Source organism: Armatimonadota bacterium, assembly GCA_013359125.1.
Classification (GTDB): Bacteria; Armatimonadota; Fimbriimonadia; order Fimbriimonadales; family GBS-DC; genus JABWCR01.
Map to the genome: position 1 here is coordinate 53,849 of JABWCR010000003.1, position 16,163 is coordinate 70,011.

A 16,163-nucleotide genomic window follows, 5' to 3' on the forward strand; every position below is an offset into this window, starting at 1 on the left:
CCATGAACCAGCGGAACGTCCGAAACTTTTGCATCATCGCCCACATCGACCACGGCAAGTCCACCCTTGCCGACCGGATCATCGAGGCCACCGGCGCCCAAACCGCAGGCGTCGACCAGATGCTGGATACCATGGACCTGGAGCGAGAGCGCGGAATCACCATCAAAATGACCGCCGTCCGTCTGAACTACGTTGCACAGAACGGCAAAACCTACCAGCTCAACCTCATCGACACGCCCGGCCATGTCGATTTTGCCTACGAAGTCTCCCGCAGCCTCGCCGCCTGCGAAGGCGCCCTCCTCGTCGTCGATGCCTCTCAAGGCGTCGAAGCGCAAACCATCGCTAACACCAACCTCGCCATGGTGCAAGGCCTAACGCTCATCCCCGTCATCAACAAAATCGACATGCCTGCAGCCCAGCCCGAGCGCGTCAAAGAGGAAATCGAGAGCGCCCTCGCCCTCAGCGCAGAAGACGCCGTATTAGCCAGCGCCAAGCAAGGAATCGGCATCCGTGAAATCTTAGAAGCCGTCGTTGAGCGAATACCGCCCCCCAAAGGCGACGCCCATGCCCCCTTGCGCGCGCTCGTCTACGACTCCCACTACGACTCCTACACCGGCGTCGTCGCCTACGTCCGAATCATGGACGGCGAGATCAAACCCAAGCAAAAGATACGCTTTATGCAGACCGGCGCCGAATTCGAAGTCGCCCAAGTCGGCTACTTCACCCCTCGCATGGTGCCCGCCAAAGCGCTCCACACTGGCGAAGTCGGCTATGTCATCGCCAGCGTCAAATCGGTCAAAGACGCACAGGTCGGCGACACCATCACCTCGGCCGACAAATCGGCCTCGATACCGCTCGACGGCTTTAGAAGAGCCAAACCGATGGTCTTTTGCGGCCTCTTCCCCGTAGAAGGCGATCGATACCCCGACCTGCGAGAGGCGCTCGAAAAACTGCGGCTGAACGACGCCGCAATCGCCTTTGAGCCCGACACCAGCGCCGCGCTCGGTTTCGGATTCCGATGCGGCTTCCTCGGACTGCTTCATATGGAGATCGTACAAGAGCGGTTGGAGCGCGAATACAACCTCGATTTGATCGCCACTGCCCCCAGCGTTCTCTTTCGAGTGCACGGCACGGACGGCAAAGTTCAAGAGATCGACAATCCGAACGAGTTTCCCGACCCCACAGCCATTGCCCGAATCGAGGAGCCTTTCGTCAATGCCACCATCACCGCGCCCGCCGAATACATCGGTGCCGTCATGTCGCTCTGTATGGGCCGCCGCGGAGAGTACGTTCGCATGGAGTACCCCGTGCCCTCCCGAGCCATTCTATACTTCAAGCTTCCCCTCAGCGAAATTCTGCTCGACTTTTACGACCAACTAAAAAGCCAAACCCGAGGCTACGCCGCATTCGATTACGAGATCGGCGGTTACCAGGAGGCACAGATGGTCAAGCTCGACATCCTAGTCAACGGCGAGCCGGTCGATGCGCTCAGCTTCATCACGCCCAAGGATCGCGCCTACCCTCGCGCCCGCGCCCTTACAGAGAGGCTCAAAGAAGTCATCCCTCGCCAACAGTTCGAGGTCAAAATACAAGCCTCCATCGGCGCGCGCATCATCGCCTCAGAGACCATTCGCCCCTTCCGCAAAAACGTGCTGGCCAAATGCTACGGCGGCGACATCACTCGTAAGCGAAAATTGCTGGAAAAACAAAAAGAGGGCAAAAAGCGGCTGAAGCAGATCGGATCGGTCGAAGTACCCCAAGAAGCCTTCCTCAGCGTGCTCAAAGTGGGCGAATAGGCACGACGGCAGGAAACTTTGCCAGGCTCTCGAACTTTTCGTCAAGACAGCCCTAAAGAATTATCGCCCAGCGGCCAACAATCAAGATTAGATTGAGGGCGCCACGATGCGTCCAGGCAGAAAAAGGCAAAGTCGCGGCGACGCGGCGACGCAAAGCCCAAGGGTCTGCAAGCCTCAAGACAGGGGAAGCAGACAGCCGGGTTGCCTGCCCAAACTGCGCGACAGCCGCGCAAGGGGGCAGCAAGATGAGAATATCGATAGACGAGGCGAGAAACGTAGCCCGCCTCTACCAAGCCGAAGGCGAAGTTTCAATCGACCTGGCATCCGTAACGCCACCGACCACCGACGCCGTTACCCTGACCGACGATGCCGAACTGGTCAAGGAAGTCTTGGCCGAAGTCAAAGCCCAGCCCGACATCCGAGACGAACGCGTAACCGAGCTGAAAGCCGCTTACGAATCGGGCCAATACACCGTCGACGCCAAAGCCGTGGCCGATGCCATCGTGCGACGCGCCCTGGCCGACCGAATCAAGTAAGCCCGCTCCGGTACAATATCGGACGGCATGGCTCATATAGTCGCCGTCGTCAACCAAAAGGGCGGGGTGGGCAAAACCACCACGGCTGTCAATCTAGCCGCGGGACTGGCGGCCCTCGGCTACAAAACGCTGCTTATCGACGCCGATGCCCAGGCCAACGCCACCAGCGGGGTCGGAGCCAAAAAGGAAGGCGCCACCCTGTTCGAGGCGCTGACCGGCGAAGCCGAACCCAAAGAGGCCATAGTCGCCACCGCCATCGAAAACCTCTTCCTATCCCCCGCCAGCATCGACCTGGCCGGATTTGACGTGATCATGGCAAACCAACCCGAAAGAGAACTTCGCCTAAGATCCTTCGTCAACGCCGTAAAACCCGAATACGACTGGATCGTCATCGACGCGCCGCCCTCCCTAAGCCTGATGACCATCAATGCGATGGCGGCCTGCAATGGCCTGATCGTACCTATTCAGTGCGAATATTATGCACTGGAAGGCCTGGCCAGCCTGATTCGAACCGTAGACCTCGTTGCCCGGTCGATCAACCCCAACCTATCGATCTGGAAGGCGCTCCTAACCATGCGAGACCCGCGCACCAAGCTTGCCCAACACGTCGAATCGGAGATTCGAGCCTATTTGGGACAGAAAGTGTCCGAAATAGCAATCCCGCGCAACATAAAAGCAAGCGAATCGCCTAGTTTTGGCCAACCATTGGTCGTATTTGCCCCAAAATCGCCCGCAGCACGAGCCTATGTCCAATTTTCAAAGGAGGTCGCAGAACTTGGAACGTCGAGGATTGGGTAAGGGACTTTCAGAACTCTTAGGAACCAGCGCCGCAGACCAGGGCGTCCGACAGATCCCGCTCGACCAAATCGCCGCAAACCCCTTGCAACCGCGACAATCCTTCGATGGCGAATCGCTTCAAGAAATGGCCGAAAGCATTCGATCTGTCGGCATACTGCAACCAATCATTGTTCGACAAATCGCCGACGACCGTTTCGAGCTCATCGCGGGCGAACGCCGCATGCGCGCGGCCAAAATTGCAGGACAAACCACCGTGCCGGCCATTGTGCGCCAATCCGACGGCGACGATTCTCTCGCGCTCGCCCTCATCGAAAACGTCCAGCGAGAAGACATCAACCCGATGGAAGAGTCTCGAGCTTACTATCAGCTCATCCGTCGCCACGGCATGACCCAAGAGCAAATCGCGGTCAAAGTCGGCAAAAAACGATCGACCGTTGCCAACAAACTTCGCCTGATGAACTTGACGGAAAACGCTCAAGCAGCGCTGATAGAGGGCAAAATCACCGAGAGCCACGCTAAGTTTCTGCTCTCGCTGGAACCGGAGCGGCAAGACCCCGCGCTCCAAATGATCATCGAGAAAGACCTGAGCGTGAGCGCCGCGACCGAGCAGTTTGGCCAAAAGCCGAAGCCGCGCATGGCCGTTTCGATGAGCTCTCGCTATACCGAGGCATTACCGCCCGCCCCTGTCGAGACGCCTCTGGAGCGCGAGCTTTCGCTGGCGTTGGGCTACAAAACGCGCATCCATTCCAGCCCCGGCGGCATCAATAGGCTGACGATCGAATTCTATTCGGACGAAGACCTTGACCGCCTCGTCTCCCTCCTCGCGCCGGACGGCCTGGCCAACCTCTAAGCAGAGAGGCGCCTTTGCGCAAAACCGAGCCTGTTGGCGCCGGACCGCTTTCCCGGAACGCCAGGCTCCCGCCTGGCAGAAGAAACGGAGCTGCGCGAACGGGATTTTTTCGATCTGTAGCATAAAATCCGGAACGAGGCGCGTTATGGTATATTTTTTTGGTTGTCGGACCATCTTATGGAGCCCTCGCGGATCCGTTCTAACCGGAGCCAGAAGCGATGCCCATGCTTGCACGAAGGTTTTGGCCGTTTTGTAACGCGGCGGCAGAGCGACCCATATAGTGCGCTCCGCAGGGATACTGTCTGCTTGATCCGACGCCTCAAACCACAAAACTGCTTGACAGGAGATCGCGATGAAGATTCTGACTTTAGCGCTGGCCGCGCTTTCAACGTTGCTCTCGCTTTCGGCTCAGCCGTTTACCTATCAAGGCCAACTTCGTGAAAACGGCAGCCCTGCCAACGGTAGCTTTCACATGGTTTTCAAGCTTTTTGGCTCGCCCGCCGGAAACGACCAGATCGGATCGACAGCCGACTTCGACGGCCTAGCCGTCGCCAACGGCCTTTTCTCGGTCGCGCTCGACTTTGGGGCGTCGGCATTTGTCGGAGCCGACCGATGGCTGGAAGTCGAGGTGAACGGAACGGTGCTTTCGCCGCGAGTCAAGATCGCCTTAGCGCCCTATGCCCTTTATGCTTTCAACGCTCCATGGAGCGGCATTGTTGGCGCACCCGCCAGCATGCCGCCAAGCGGCTCGGCCGGCGGAGACTTGACCGGCTCCTATCCCAATCCGCTCATTGCGAACAACGCTGTGGACGCCAACAAACTGCTTTCCGATGCTTCGTCGCTGGTTAAAGTCTCCGGCGGCGCGGCCGCCGCATCCGGCGGCAACATCGGTATCGGCACCGTTGCGCCTAGCGCCAAGCTCGACGTTGTCGGTACCGTCAAGATGACGGGCTTCCATCTCGGCACTTCAGCGACCGCAGGGCATGTTCTAACCGCGAACGCCAACGGCGTCGGCAGTTGGCAAGCCATTCCTACGGTTCCAACGTATTGGCAAGCCAACGGTTCAAACATTTGGTACAACGATGGGTACGTGGGCATTCGCACCAACCAGCCCCAAGGCGCTTTGCACGTCGAGACGGGCAACAACGGGACCACGACGTTGGACCAATCGCAGACTCAGCAGACTAGCAGCGTAGGAGCCGTCGAAGTCTGGCAATCGTTTACCGCCGGAATATCCGGGCTCCTTTCACAAGTGGAGTTTCTGCATGGCGTCCCAGGAAACAATGCGATCGTCCACATGAGAATCTATCAAGGCGAAGGCACAAGCGGACAAGAGCTTTACTTTGGCGTCTACAACTTTGCCGGCACGCAACTCACATGGGAACCGCTCGACATCCCCCTCGCCAGTCGGGTGAGCGTCACCTCCGGCAACGTCTACACATGCCGTATGACCGTTACCGTCGGCTCCCAGATCAACCTCGTGACAGGGTCGGGCTACGGCGGCGGTCGATCGAGCTTCAATCCCAGTGTCGATCTTACGTTCAGGACCTACGTGACGAATGGATATGTCGCGCCAGGCCACCTGATCGTCAGCGAGGGCGTTACGCGGGTCACCGCCTTCCAACTCGGCTCCTCCGCTACAGCCGGCCGCGTATTGACGACAGATGCGAACGGGAACGGCACATGGCAAGCCCTTCCCGATTTCATCATGAATGGCGCGTCGGCGGGAGGCGATCTCACAGGAACCTATCCTAACCCAACCATCGCTGCCAACTCGGTCGGCGCGGCCAAACTTCTCTCAGACGCCGGCTCGCTGAACAAGGTCTCAGGAGGCGCCATGGTCAACTCCGGCGGCAACATCGGCATTGGAACGGGTTCTCCGGGACACAAGCTCGCCGTGATCGGCAATGCTCTCGTTCAGGGAACGCAAGGCTATGACGCTAGCGGCGAGACGGCGCGTTTGTACCTCGGCGACACCAACGCTTCGATCCGCGCCGTCTACGCCAGCGGTCTAAGGCTCTCCGTTTTTGGAGCGGCCGACAGCCTCGTCCTGCTTGAAAACAGCGGAAACGTCGGCATCGGAACGACGAGCCCGACCGCTAAGCTAGAAGTCAACGGAACGGCAAAAGTGAGCGGCTTTCAAATGGGCGCATCGGCCACGGCCGGCTACGTGCTGACGGCCAATGCCAACGGCGTTGGAACCTGGCAGGCCCCTTCGGGCATCTATTGGCTCGCCAACGGATCCAACATCTATTACAACGACGGTCGAGTCGGCATCGGAACTAATTCGCCTCAAGGACCGCTCCATGTTGCCACCCAAGCCAGTTCGGGCACAGAAACGCTCGACCAGTCCCTGGCCAACTTCAACAACGGACGCGTCCTGGTCGATCACTGGCAATCCTTTACAGCCGGATTAACCGGACCGCTTGTAAAGGTGGAGTTCAACCCCAACGGCGCCAGCGGCATCATTAACGCCACGCTCAGGATTTATCTTGGAGAAGGCACCGGAGGCGCCCTTTTGTTCACAGGCAACTACGTCATCGACACCAACAGTTCGGTGAACGATTGGAAAGCCTTTCCCATATCTATCGGCTCCGCTCCAAACCTCGCCGCCGGAACGGTTTATACCTTCCGCTATACCGGCGACTCGTTTAACGTCTTGACGCACACCGGGAACCCCTACGCGGGCGGGCGATCCAGCTTCTCGGCAACCGAAGACTTGTCCTTCAGAACCTTTGTCCAAACCGGCATTTACCCGGCGGGCTTCTTTAAAGTCATGGACAACGGCACGGCGGAAATGACCGGTTTGCGATTGGGAACCTCCGCCATTGCGGGGCAAGCGCTAATGGCGGACGCCAACGGCGTCGGAACCTGGCAAGGTCCCTTTACCGCCGGCGCCGGACTGGCCCTCGCGGGGACCCAGTACTCCATCGCTTCCAACGGCGTTGTCAACGGCATGCTCGCTTCGGACGGCGCATCGCTGGGCAAAGTGTCAGCGGGGATCATGACGGTCAACAGCGGCCGCATCGCCATCAATACAGGATCCCCGTCGGGCCAGCTCCATGTAACCAGCAGCGTTTCGGACCGCACCGTTGTTCTGGGCGAATCGACCGCCACAACCGGGTTCGTCGGCTTTGGGGGACGCTTCACGACCGCTTCGCCGGACAGCCCCGCGCTTGTCGGGGCCAACGTCGCGTCGGGCGCGTCGTCCACGTTCGCCTGGGGCGTATACGGCACTAGCGCTAGCACGGGAGGCGTCGGAGTGTACGGATACGCCACATCGGGCTCCGGCACGAATTACGGCGTCTACGGACGGTCGACAAGCTCTACCGGCTATGGAGTATGGGCGCAGGGCCGATTCGGAGCGTCTGGCACCAAGTCGTTCGTGATCGACCACCCGCTCGACCCAGAAAACAGCTACCTGATGCACTACTGCTCGGAAGGCCCGGACCCCATGAACGTCTACAGCGGCAACGTAACCACCGATGCCAACGGCGAAGCTTGGGTCGCCCTTCCAGACTACTTCGAAGCCGTCAACCGCGACTTTCGCTACACGCTGACCATCGTGGACGACGCAGACTTCGCCATGGCAAGAGTTGCGCGACAAATCCAAGACAACCGCTTCTTAATCAAGACCAACCGTCCGCACGTCGGAGTTTCTTGGGAAGTGAAAGGTGTGCGCAACGATCGCTTCGTGCTGCGCTATGGCGCGCCTGCCGAGGTCGCCAAGCCTGCCGAGTTCCGCGGCACGTATCTGCAACCAGAGCTGTGGAACCAGCCTGACGAGAAGAGCCAGCGCCACAAGCCGCAACCGCATTAGCGACGGCGCTACGCGAGCCAAACTCCTCTCTCCCGATCCGCCTTGCTGCGGCGAGGGAAAGAGGAGTTTGTGCCTTCCATTTTTCTATAGGGCTCAAACTAGCTTAGGGAACCCGGCCATCTGCAATGGCCGAGCCCTTTCGTTCGCTCGCAACCCGGAGGCCTGCCGCATGGCGCGCGGCGTCGCGGGGGCTGCCCGTTGCCCTCGCCTCGCCTCACCTCGTCCCCATGAACTCCTCGACCGCATCGAAAATCCGACCGAAGTAGTTGTTCGCAAGGCCGATCATGCCGATACCCGACGAGATCAAGAGTATCAACAGCCCTAACCGCAATACGCCGGGTTTTGTCATTGCATATTGATTCCCGGCCTCCTCTTCGTAATATCGCGCCATACGCCCGATCATCCCCGGCACGTCGCCCGTTGACACGCCCGTGTTCAAAACCCCGATCAGATCTTCCGAAAACAGCCCCGTCTGCCGCGCCGCCTCTGCTACGTTCAGGTTGCGATCGCCGGTCTGTATCGCTCTTAGTCGAGAGGCGACATACTGGTTCGGCACGGCGCCTGCGGCCAAATCCCACGCGGTCGAAGGCGCAAGCCCCGCCTCGTACAGCCGTTCCAGATGATTCAGGAAAGCCCGCAGCGAGTTTGCCAGGGTATACCGCCCATACCCGAAAATGATCGGCAGTCCCAACGCCGCCCTTGCCCGCAACGGCTCCAATGCCGAACGCAGCGCAAAAGACCACACCACCCAAGCAAAGAGCACGGCCGCCCAAAGAGGCATGATGAACTTCCAAAACAGCGGCTTAAATGCTTTGCCCAACGCCCCAGACACGCCCAAATTTTCATCCTCGCCGTATGCCGCAAGTCCGTCCAAGAACACCTTGGTCGATATTGCGATAAACGGGGCGATCAGTACCGCGTTCCACAATGCCAGCTTTGGAATCCAGTACCATATTCGCAGCCTGTGCCATCGTTCGTTGTAGTCCGCCAGCTCCGTCATCGCATCGGGCAAATAGCCGGCTGCCTCGCCCGCTCGGACCGTGCCTATAACGTACTCGGGGAAGAGCTTCGGAAACCGCCCCATCGCCTCGCTGATCCGCTGGCCTGTGGAGACCTCGTGAACCATCGAACGGCACGCCTGCGCTAGCGCCCGGTTTCTCACCGATTGCGACAAGTGCGTCAGCGCTTGGGCCGCGCCCATCCCGGCCTTGATCGTCGCGCTGAACTGTGCAAAGAAGAGCGATAAGTCCTTGTGCGATAAAACCGAATCGGCCCAAGGGCGCCTCTCTGTCGCTTGCACCGAGGGCGCAACCGGAGCGACCGTATCGGACAATATCTGAACCATTACGCCGCCGTCCGACAACCGACGCATCGCCTCATCCCTCGATTCGGCCTGGATCGAACCCTGCGCTTTCTTCCCCTGCGGCGTTACGCCCTCAAATCGAAACGTCGGCATCGATCTTGGCCGCCTCCTGATCTAGTACTAGGCTCAAAAGATCTATCGCCTTCGCGCCGTCGGGCAAAACCAGGTCCGGCTCGATCTCGACCAACGGCTCCAACACGAATCGCCGCTCCTTCATCCGAGGGTGCGGTATCTCCAGCCGCTCCGACTTCAGCGCCAAACGGTCGTAAAGCACAAGGTCGATGTCGAGCTCCCGCGGCATGTTTTTGGTCGAGTCCTTCCGCCCGACCCTGCTCTCGACGCTCTTTAGAGCCAGTAGCAACCCCTCGGGGCTTAATTCCGTCTCTAGGCGAACTGCCATGTTCAGATATGGCCTTGGGTCAGATGTGCCGCCCACAGGCGCCGTCTCATAGACCGAAGACGACGCTAGAACGGTCCCCAGCAGACGAACCTCCCTAAGCCCTCGGCGCAGATAGCCCAGCCGGTCGCCCAAATTGCTGCCCAGGCTCAAGTATGCCGTCGCCACGGTTTAGGTCGCGATCACGCCAATGTCCTGCCCGTTCCAATGGCGATAGGCGTCCGTCACGATCGTCCGACCGTCGTAGCGCGGCGAATAGCCCAGCAAGCGCCCGGCCTTCTCCAGGCCGAATCGATACCGATACTGATCCGGATGCTTCAATCGCGCCACCGTCAGCCCCGTCAGATCCGAAAGCGTTTCGGCGGCCTCGCCAAAGTCCATCGGACGGCTCATGATGTTGAACGCTTCGCCAGTCGCCTCATCCTTGGTCAAAGCCAGCCAAACGCCCTCCACCGCGTCCCGCACGTCGCACCAATGTCGCAAATGCGCCGTGCCATCCTCGTTCAACGGTGCAACCAGCCCGGCGCCTGTTTCAATGGCAGACTTCGCCTCGTTGACAAACGACTGAGCGTCAGAGCGACCCTCCATCCGACCGATCTGACCCTGCAAGCCAAAGATCGAAGCCTCCGGACTCGGCTCCAGAATCTCCTTGCCGCAGATAACGAATGGAAGTCGCAGCGCCGTGGTCGGAACTCCAAATCGCGCATGAAACATGCAGCACCAACTTTCCGTCGAAATCTTGGCCGCGCCGTATGGTCCGCTAGTGATGCGGTAATCTGCCTCGTCCTCTGTCTGAGGCTCGTCGCGCACCGTCGGCCCCTCGTAGACGATGCTGGACGAGATCTGAACGAACCGCTTCAAGTCCGCGCGGTCGCGCGCGGACTCTAAGAGCGTTACCGTCGAGCCCAGCGTAACGTCGAACTGCATCAATGGCCCGCCCGCTCCCAAATGCGCGCCGTTGTGCACGATGGCTTCGGCGCCCGCAGACAGCGCGGCCAATCCCGCCCGGTCGGTCAAATCGCACTCTACGACTTGTATGTCGCCCTGCAGAGCGGCCAGTTTGCCTATTCGTTTGGACCGGGGGCGAACGGCGGCGATCACGCTCATGCCCTCCTTCAAGAGCCGAGCCACAATGTTCGCGCCAATCCGTCCGCTCGCGCCGGTTACCAGTACTTTCATCCTTAATCATGTTTCGTGCAGACGACCTCTCATCCTGCAGGTGCAGAGTTACTTAGTGTCGAACAGTAATTCCGTCATGAACAAGGAAAGGCCGTTGGCGCTGTTAGGGTGCGGAGGGTTAGGAATAGTCTTTGGAGTTCTCGTATTGCTTCTCGGCCTAATGACGCTCTATCTGACGTTGGGATCAGACGCTAGCAATCCACGATTCTTGACTGAAATCGGGGGCGAACAGAACCTTGGTCGATTCAGAGCGCTTTACCTATTGCTATCCTTAGAGGGGTTTTTCCTCCTATTCGGCTCAGTCTACAGCCTGATGCGCAACCCGCTCGGACTGATTTTGATGAAGACCTTTGGCTCCATCGCTTGCCTGCACGGGCTTGGAATACTCGTGTACGTCATGATGACAGGCAATGAGCCGGAGACTGCCGGCGGGGACATGTTCCGCGGGATTAGGTATATCGCAGTTGGTCTGATTGCTTGGTATGTTTACACAAGGAGCGACGTAAAGGCCTACTTCGACTAAAACGGCTACAATAATCCTATGGCGGAGCCGTCCTTGCTCGATCTGCAAAAGTGCATCCACTGCGGCCTGTGCCTGCAATCATGCCCGACCTTCCTTTCCACCGGCTCCGAGGCCGATTCTCCCAGAGGCCGCATCTATCTGATGCGCGCCGCGGTCGAAGGCCGCATGGACTGGTCTCAAGTTCAGCCCCACATCGATCGCTGTATGGGTTGCTTGAGCTGTCAGACGGCCTGCCCCAGCGGAGTCCCTTACGCCAAACTCATCGAATCGGCCCGCGCCCAGGTCGAAGAAGAAGCCCGCTCTGGGCCCGAAGCCTTTTGGCGACGCCTGGCATTGACTGCCTTCACACGGCCCGGGCTGCTTCGCTTCGGCTTGGTCGCCGCCCGAACGCTCGGTATCAAGCGCCCGCCAAGGTTCCTCGCCCGAAAGTTGGGCGCGGCCGAGGTCAAGATGCGCCTGCCCAGGCTACCGGAGTATCGATGGCGGCCGCGCCCCGTCTACCCGGCCATCGGAGAATCCAGAGGCCGGGTCGCCCTGCTCAAGGGGTGCGCCATGTCGGTGCTCTTTCCCCAAGTCCATCGCGCTACGGTAGCCGTTCTGCGCCAAAACGGCTTTGAGGTCTGCGCGCCAAAGCACCAAGGCTGCTGCGGCGCTCTCTGGGCGCACAATGGCTACCCCGACCGAGCCAAAAAGGCCGCCCTTAAGCTTGCTCGTAGCTTTGCCGGCCACGACTATGTCATCGTCAACTCGGCCGGATGCGGATCGGCCATGAAAGAGTACGCCTCTCTTTGGCCCGACGGGCAAGCGCCCGAGACAATCGTCAGACTCGCCCAAAAGACTAAGGACATTACGGAGTTCCTGATCGAACAGGGATTCAAGCCGGGCGTCTTGCTCAATCCGCTCGCTGCGGGCTACCACGATGCTTGCCATCTTTCTCATGGCCAGGGCGTTCGCAATCAGCCGAGAGAGATGCTAAGATCGATCCAAGGCCTAACACTGCTCGAAATCCCCGAAATCTGTTGCGGTTCGGCGGGCATCTACAACCTGCTTCAACCTGAACTGGCTACCGACGCCCTCAAGTCCAAGGTTCGATCCATCCTCGATTCGGGCGCGCAGGCCGTCGTTTCGGCTAACCCTGGCTGCACGCTTTGGATCGCCCAAGGTCTGGCTCAAGCCAAACGCCCGCTGCCCATCCTGCACCCGATCGAGTTGTTGGCACAGGCCTACACTGTGGAATAAACCCTCGGAATGCGAGGGGCGAGAATCGAGCGCTCCAGGGCGAAATTGGCTCTGGATGTCTTGCGCTATGTGGGCGAAGTGGCACGCTACCGATGGATGAAGATACCCATCGGAAAGAGGCTTTCGTTCTATCTCTTCCTTGGGGGCCTCGTAATCTTGCTAGGTTATGCGTTCGTCGCGCGACAGTTGGCCGTTGCGAACGGGCGAGCGCTCCACAAAGAGGCCGTCGCCTCAGCGCTCTCTGCCTGGCTGATGGTGGAAGACGAGCGCCTTCGAAGCCTAGAGCTCGTTTCTGGCGGAAATCTCGCTGCAACAAACAGGAGACTTTTGGCGGAATCCCGCCTCGCTATGCAGAAGATGGCCGGATGGAAAACTTCCGGATACTTTGCCCATAACGGCCTGCTTTATCGCGGCGCCGTCTCGATTTCTGAAGAGGGCAGAAAGATTCTCCTTGCGGAACCCGTCGACTTTGGCGATGGTTCTAGAATCGGCGGCAAGATCTCCTTTGTTCCAGCCCCGAATGCGCCGATCTCGGCCGCACAACTGGTGCGAGACGGGCTGGGCAATCCGATCGGCGCTTGGAAGGTCGATCTTCCGCACAGCGCATTGGCAAAGGTCTCGCCTGCGGTCGAGCAGGCCGGTTGGCTTCTATTCGGCTTTGGGCTGATCATGATCTTGGGCGCAACGTTCGGCCTCGTCGTAACGCTTCGCAGGCTGATGAGGCCGTTTGTCGAGGCCTCTGCCCGTCTTTCGGTAGGCGATTGGGAAAGCCGCGTGATCTACGCCGCTAATGACGAATTCGGCCAATTGTCGCTCGCCTTTAATCGCATGGCCGAAAGTCTCAATCGCGCATTCGAGGATTCGCAAAGACAACAGAGCGAAATCGAACTCAACAAGCGCAACCTCGAACAGCTCAACGATCGACTCACCCAAGCAAACGGCGAGCTTCAGCGAGCGAATCAGCAGCTATTGGACGCCAACGCCCGACTCGAAGAAGCCGCGACGACGGACGGTCTGACCGGACTCTCCAATCACCGCACGTTCCAAGACGCGCTTCTGCATCTGTGCCAGATGGCCCGGCGATATGAGCAGTGGATCGCTCTCGTCGTGCTCGACATCGATCACTTCAAGGATTACAACGACACCTTTGGCCATCCCGCAGGCGACGAATTGCTGAAGTTAGTCGCTCAGACTCTCCGAATCACCGGTCGAGATGCAGACATCGTCGCGCGTCATGGCGGCGAAGAGTTCGCGCTGATTCTGCCCAACACCGACCTGAAAGCCGCCGTGCAAGCTGCCGAACGATTGCGCGAGGCGATCGGCCTGCTCGATTGCATCGGAGGGCGAGTAACCGCGAGCTTTGGCGTCTCCGCCGCCTATGGACCGGACGTGATGGCCGGCAATCTGCTCTTGTGCGCCGACAAAGCGATGTACGAAGCCAAGCGCTCGGGACGCAACCGAGTTTGCGTTTCCGATCAGAGCCCTGGCGCCAGGGCCTCTTAATCTATCCGGGCGCGTTCGGCATGCCGGGCTGCTGCTGTTGCGTTTCGGGCGTTTTGCCCGGAGCAAATCCGGGCTGGCCCTGTCCCTTCGGGTTCGGGTTTGGCGAACCCTGCTCAGAGGGTTGCTGGCCCTGATAGAAAAAGGCGCCGATCAAGGCTACCAGAGCCACAACGATCGCGAGCACTGCCCATCCTGGGATTTCGCGCTTCATCTATTCGATTCCGTGTCCGTTGCAGAGCGGTGTGTCGTCCGGACGAGGCGCCTCTGGATCGAAAATGACTCGGGCGGCGTTATAGTTCACGCAGAAGCAATTGGGGTCAGGCCCCACCACGCGCCAGTTGGCCAGCGTTCTTGTCGGGGTCGCCTTCACATGCCCGTCTGCAAACACCATGTTGCTCACGCCGACATAGAGCCGAAAAGCGTTCGGATTGCTGGGCACGCCACCTTGAAGAAAATCTCTGCCCGTTCCTCGATGCCGATCCGAAATGGCAAACCCGCGGTTGATGCCGTTGCAAATGTTCACCCAATAGCCGCCAAAGCCCGAGGTGTTGAGATTAGGTCCGGGCACGCCGTCGGTGATGACCGCGGTCCGAACTGGCTCGTCCAGTCTCGACATGTGGAGATACCGGCATTGATTGTTTCGCGTGTAATACGCATAGTTCCAATAGGGCGTCAGGTAGCTGTTCATCCCAATCGGCTGAACTCGATAGTCGAAGTTTTGAGGCAAGTCGTTCAGTCCAAAATGGGTGCCAGGGGTCGTGCTGGTCGATGTTGGGCACAAAAGCACCCCTAGGTTCTTCACATACGGTTGCAGGGTGCCGGTCCATACCTCGTTATTCGACACGCCTTCGCCCGTGCAGCCGCCTTTCACTAATTGAACGACGTACTCGTCCCAATCTTGGGCGTACATCATCCAGGCCGTGCCTAGCTGCCTCATATTGCTGCCGCACTGCGTCAGCCTGGCAGACTCGCGAGCCTGGGTAAACACAGGAAATAGAATAGCCGCCAATATCGCTATGATCGCGATCACGACTAAGAGTTCAATAAGCGTAAAGCCCCGTCGGTTCATAGTTCGCACACCTCCATCGGCCTCTATTATACGATAATTTTGGGGCAAATCCTGCGCCCTGTAGAAGGAATCCGTTCCGGGCTGGTTGAATATATGCGCGACGTAGAAATCTTAGAAGCAAGAGGAGCAGGGATATGCGATTTACCTTTCTGGCCATTGCAACAGCCTTCGCGCTGTCCGCAACGGCCCAGCACAAGCACGATCCAACCTTCTGGATCGGAGATTATGCCTTCGCCTCGCAAGAGGCCTTCATCCTGAGCGGCGCGCGCTGCGCTACGCCCGATCCGACCCTTGCCGAGATGGAGGCCGTCGAAAAATGCCTCCAACAGGCTGGCGGAGCGGACATCCAGGCGGTCCGATACATAACGGTCTACTTCCACGTCATCTACAGCACGACCGGAGCTGGCAACGTCTCCGATGCCCAGATTCAGAATCAACTGACCGTCATGAACAAGGGCTTCGCCGGTCAAGACTTGCCGCGCTCGGGCCAAGGCCCCTCCGCCCAACCCACCGCGAACACCAACTTTCAGTTCGTCCTCGGCGGAATCACCCGAACGCAGAACAACACCTGGTTCGGCATGACTCCCGGCAGCTCCGCCGAAGCCCAGGCCAAAAACGCCCTGCGCGTCGGCGGAGCCAACGTCCTGAACATCTATACGGCCAATCCTTCGGGCGGCTATCTGGGCTGGGCGACTTTCCCGTGGAACTACGCCTCCAATCCAAAGAGCGACGGCGTCGTCGTGCTCTATTCCACTTTGCCGGGCGGCTCCGCCGCGCCGTATAACCTGGGCGATACTGCGACCCACGAAGTCGGGCACTGGATGGGGCTCTACCACACCTTCCAAGGCGGATGCACCACCAACAACGATTACGTCTCCGACACCCCTGCAGAGCGATGGCCTTACTACGGTTGCCCGGGCTCCTATCCGAACACCTGTAGCGGCAATCGATACCCAGGACGCGACCCCATCGAGAACTTCATGGACTACACCGACGATGCCTGCATGTTCCAATTCACAGCGGGCCAAGCCAGTCGCATGAGCACGATGGCCGCCAACTATCGCGGACTATAAACTAAGCACGCCCGGAG

14 protein-coding genes and 1 riboswitch are annotated in these 16,163 nt (G+C 59.2%); of the genes, 9 read left to right on the plus strand and 5 right to left on the minus strand.

The features are described 5' to 3' along the window. The first annotated feature begins 2 nt into the window (after positions 1-2). The 5 genes from lepA to HUU60_02395 all read left to right on the plus strand — a co-directional run bounded on the left by lepA (position 3) and on the right by HUU60_02395 (position 7,800). Entirely contained in the window at positions 3-1,796 is a 1,794-nt protein-coding gene (lepA, locus tag HUU60_02375) for an elongation factor 4 (GenBank protein NUL81553.1), read from the plus strand. Positions 1,797-1,911: 115 nt separating this feature from the next. After that, positions 1,912-2,005, plus strand: a riboswitch (cyclic di-GMP riboswitch). Between the two features lie 36 nt (positions 2,006-2,041). Next, positions 2,042-2,332, plus strand: a complete 291-nt coding sequence (gene flgM, locus HUU60_02380; GenBank protein NUL81554.1) for a flagellar biosynthesis anti-sigma factor FlgM — start codon at positions 2,042-2,044, stop codon at positions 2,330-2,332. Between the two features lie 27 nt (positions 2,333-2,359). Beyond that, the gene (locus HUU60_02385; GenBank protein NUL81555.1) at positions 2,360-3,130 is read left to right on the plus strand and encodes a ParA family protein; all 771 of its coding nucleotides are present in this window, start codon (positions 2,360-2,362) and stop codon (positions 3,128-3,130) included. Beyond that, positions 3,108-3,980: a ParB/RepB/Spo0J family partition protein gene (locus HUU60_02390; GenBank protein NUL81556.1), complete on the plus strand. Its 873-nt coding sequence runs from the start codon at positions 3,108-3,110 to the stop codon at positions 3,978-3,980. The genes HUU60_02385 and HUU60_02390 overlap by 23 nt, the downstream gene beginning before the upstream one ends. Before the next feature lie 352 nt (positions 3,981-4,332). Beyond that, entirely contained in the window at positions 4,333-7,800 is a 3,468-nt protein-coding gene (locus HUU60_02395) for a hypothetical protein (protein ID NUL81557.1), read from the plus strand. 214 nt (positions 7,801-8,014) lie between these two features. Here HUU60_02395 and HUU60_02400 read toward each other — a convergent pair whose 3' ends face one another. Genes HUU60_02400 through HUU60_02410 form a run of 3 tightly spaced genes read right to left on the minus strand, consistent with a single transcriptional unit; the run spans position 8,015 to position 10,739 of the window. Next, the gene (locus tag HUU60_02400) at positions 8,015-9,256 is read right to left on the minus strand and encodes a type II secretion system F family protein (protein NUL81558.1); all 1,242 of its coding nucleotides are present in this window, start codon (positions 9,254-9,256) and stop codon (positions 8,015-8,017) included. Continuing rightward, a complete protein-coding gene (gene folK, locus HUU60_02405; GenBank protein NUL81559.1) occupies positions 9,237-9,713 on the minus strand; it encodes a 2-amino-4-hydroxy-6-hydroxymethyldihydropteridine diphosphokinase in 477 nt (158 codons plus the stop codon). The genes HUU60_02400 and folK overlap by 20 nt, the downstream gene beginning before the upstream one ends. A gap of 18 nt (positions 9,714-9,731) precedes the next feature. Then, positions 9,732-10,739 carry an NAD(P)-dependent oxidoreductase gene (locus HUU60_02410; GenBank protein ID NUL81560.1) on the minus strand — a complete coding sequence of 336 codons (1,008 nt, stop codon included), beginning with the start codon at positions 10,737-10,739 and terminating at the stop codon, positions 9,732-9,734. A 76-nt stretch (positions 10,740-10,815) separates the two neighbouring features. Between HUU60_02410 and HUU60_02415 the strand changes: the two genes are divergently transcribed. From HUU60_02415 to HUU60_02425, 3 genes are read left to right on the plus strand one after another with little or no spacing between them, the layout of a single operon-like run. After that, on the plus strand, positions 10,816-11,262 hold the full coding sequence (locus HUU60_02415) for a hypothetical protein (protein NUL81561.1): 447 nt from the start codon (positions 10,816-10,818) through the stop codon (positions 11,260-11,262). A gap of 18 nt (positions 11,263-11,280) precedes the next feature. Beyond that, positions 11,281-12,501 (plus strand): (Fe-S)-binding protein, encoded by a 1,221-nt coding sequence (locus HUU60_02420; GenBank protein ID NUL81562.1) that lies wholly within the window; start codon positions 11,281-11,283, stop codon positions 12,499-12,501. 9 nt (positions 12,502-12,510) lie between these two features. Then, a complete protein-coding gene (locus HUU60_02425; GenBank protein NUL81563.1) occupies positions 12,511-14,004 on the plus strand; it encodes a diguanylate cyclase in 1,494 nt (497 codons plus the stop codon). Between the two features lies 1 nt (position 14,005). On the opposite strand, the gene HUU60_02430 is transcribed toward HUU60_02425, so the two are convergent. Both HUU60_02430 and HUU60_02435 read right to left on the minus strand, forming a co-directional pair. Further along, positions 14,006-14,215, minus strand: coding sequence for a hypothetical protein (locus HUU60_02430; GenBank protein ID NUL81564.1), 210 nt, complete (start codon positions 14,213-14,215; stop codon positions 14,006-14,008). After that, a complete protein-coding gene (locus tag HUU60_02435) occupies positions 14,216-15,073 on the minus strand; it encodes a prepilin-type N-terminal cleavage/methylation domain-containing protein (protein ID NUL81565.1) in 858 nt (285 codons plus the stop codon). A gap of 134 nt (positions 15,074-15,207) precedes the next feature. On the opposite strand from HUU60_02435, the gene HUU60_02440 reads away from it, so the two are divergent. Further along, positions 15,208-16,146, plus strand: coding sequence for a zinc metalloprotease (locus tag HUU60_02440; GenBank protein ID NUL81566.1), 939 nt, complete (start codon positions 15,208-15,210; stop codon positions 16,144-16,146). Positions 16,147-16,163: the final 17 nt, after the last annotated feature.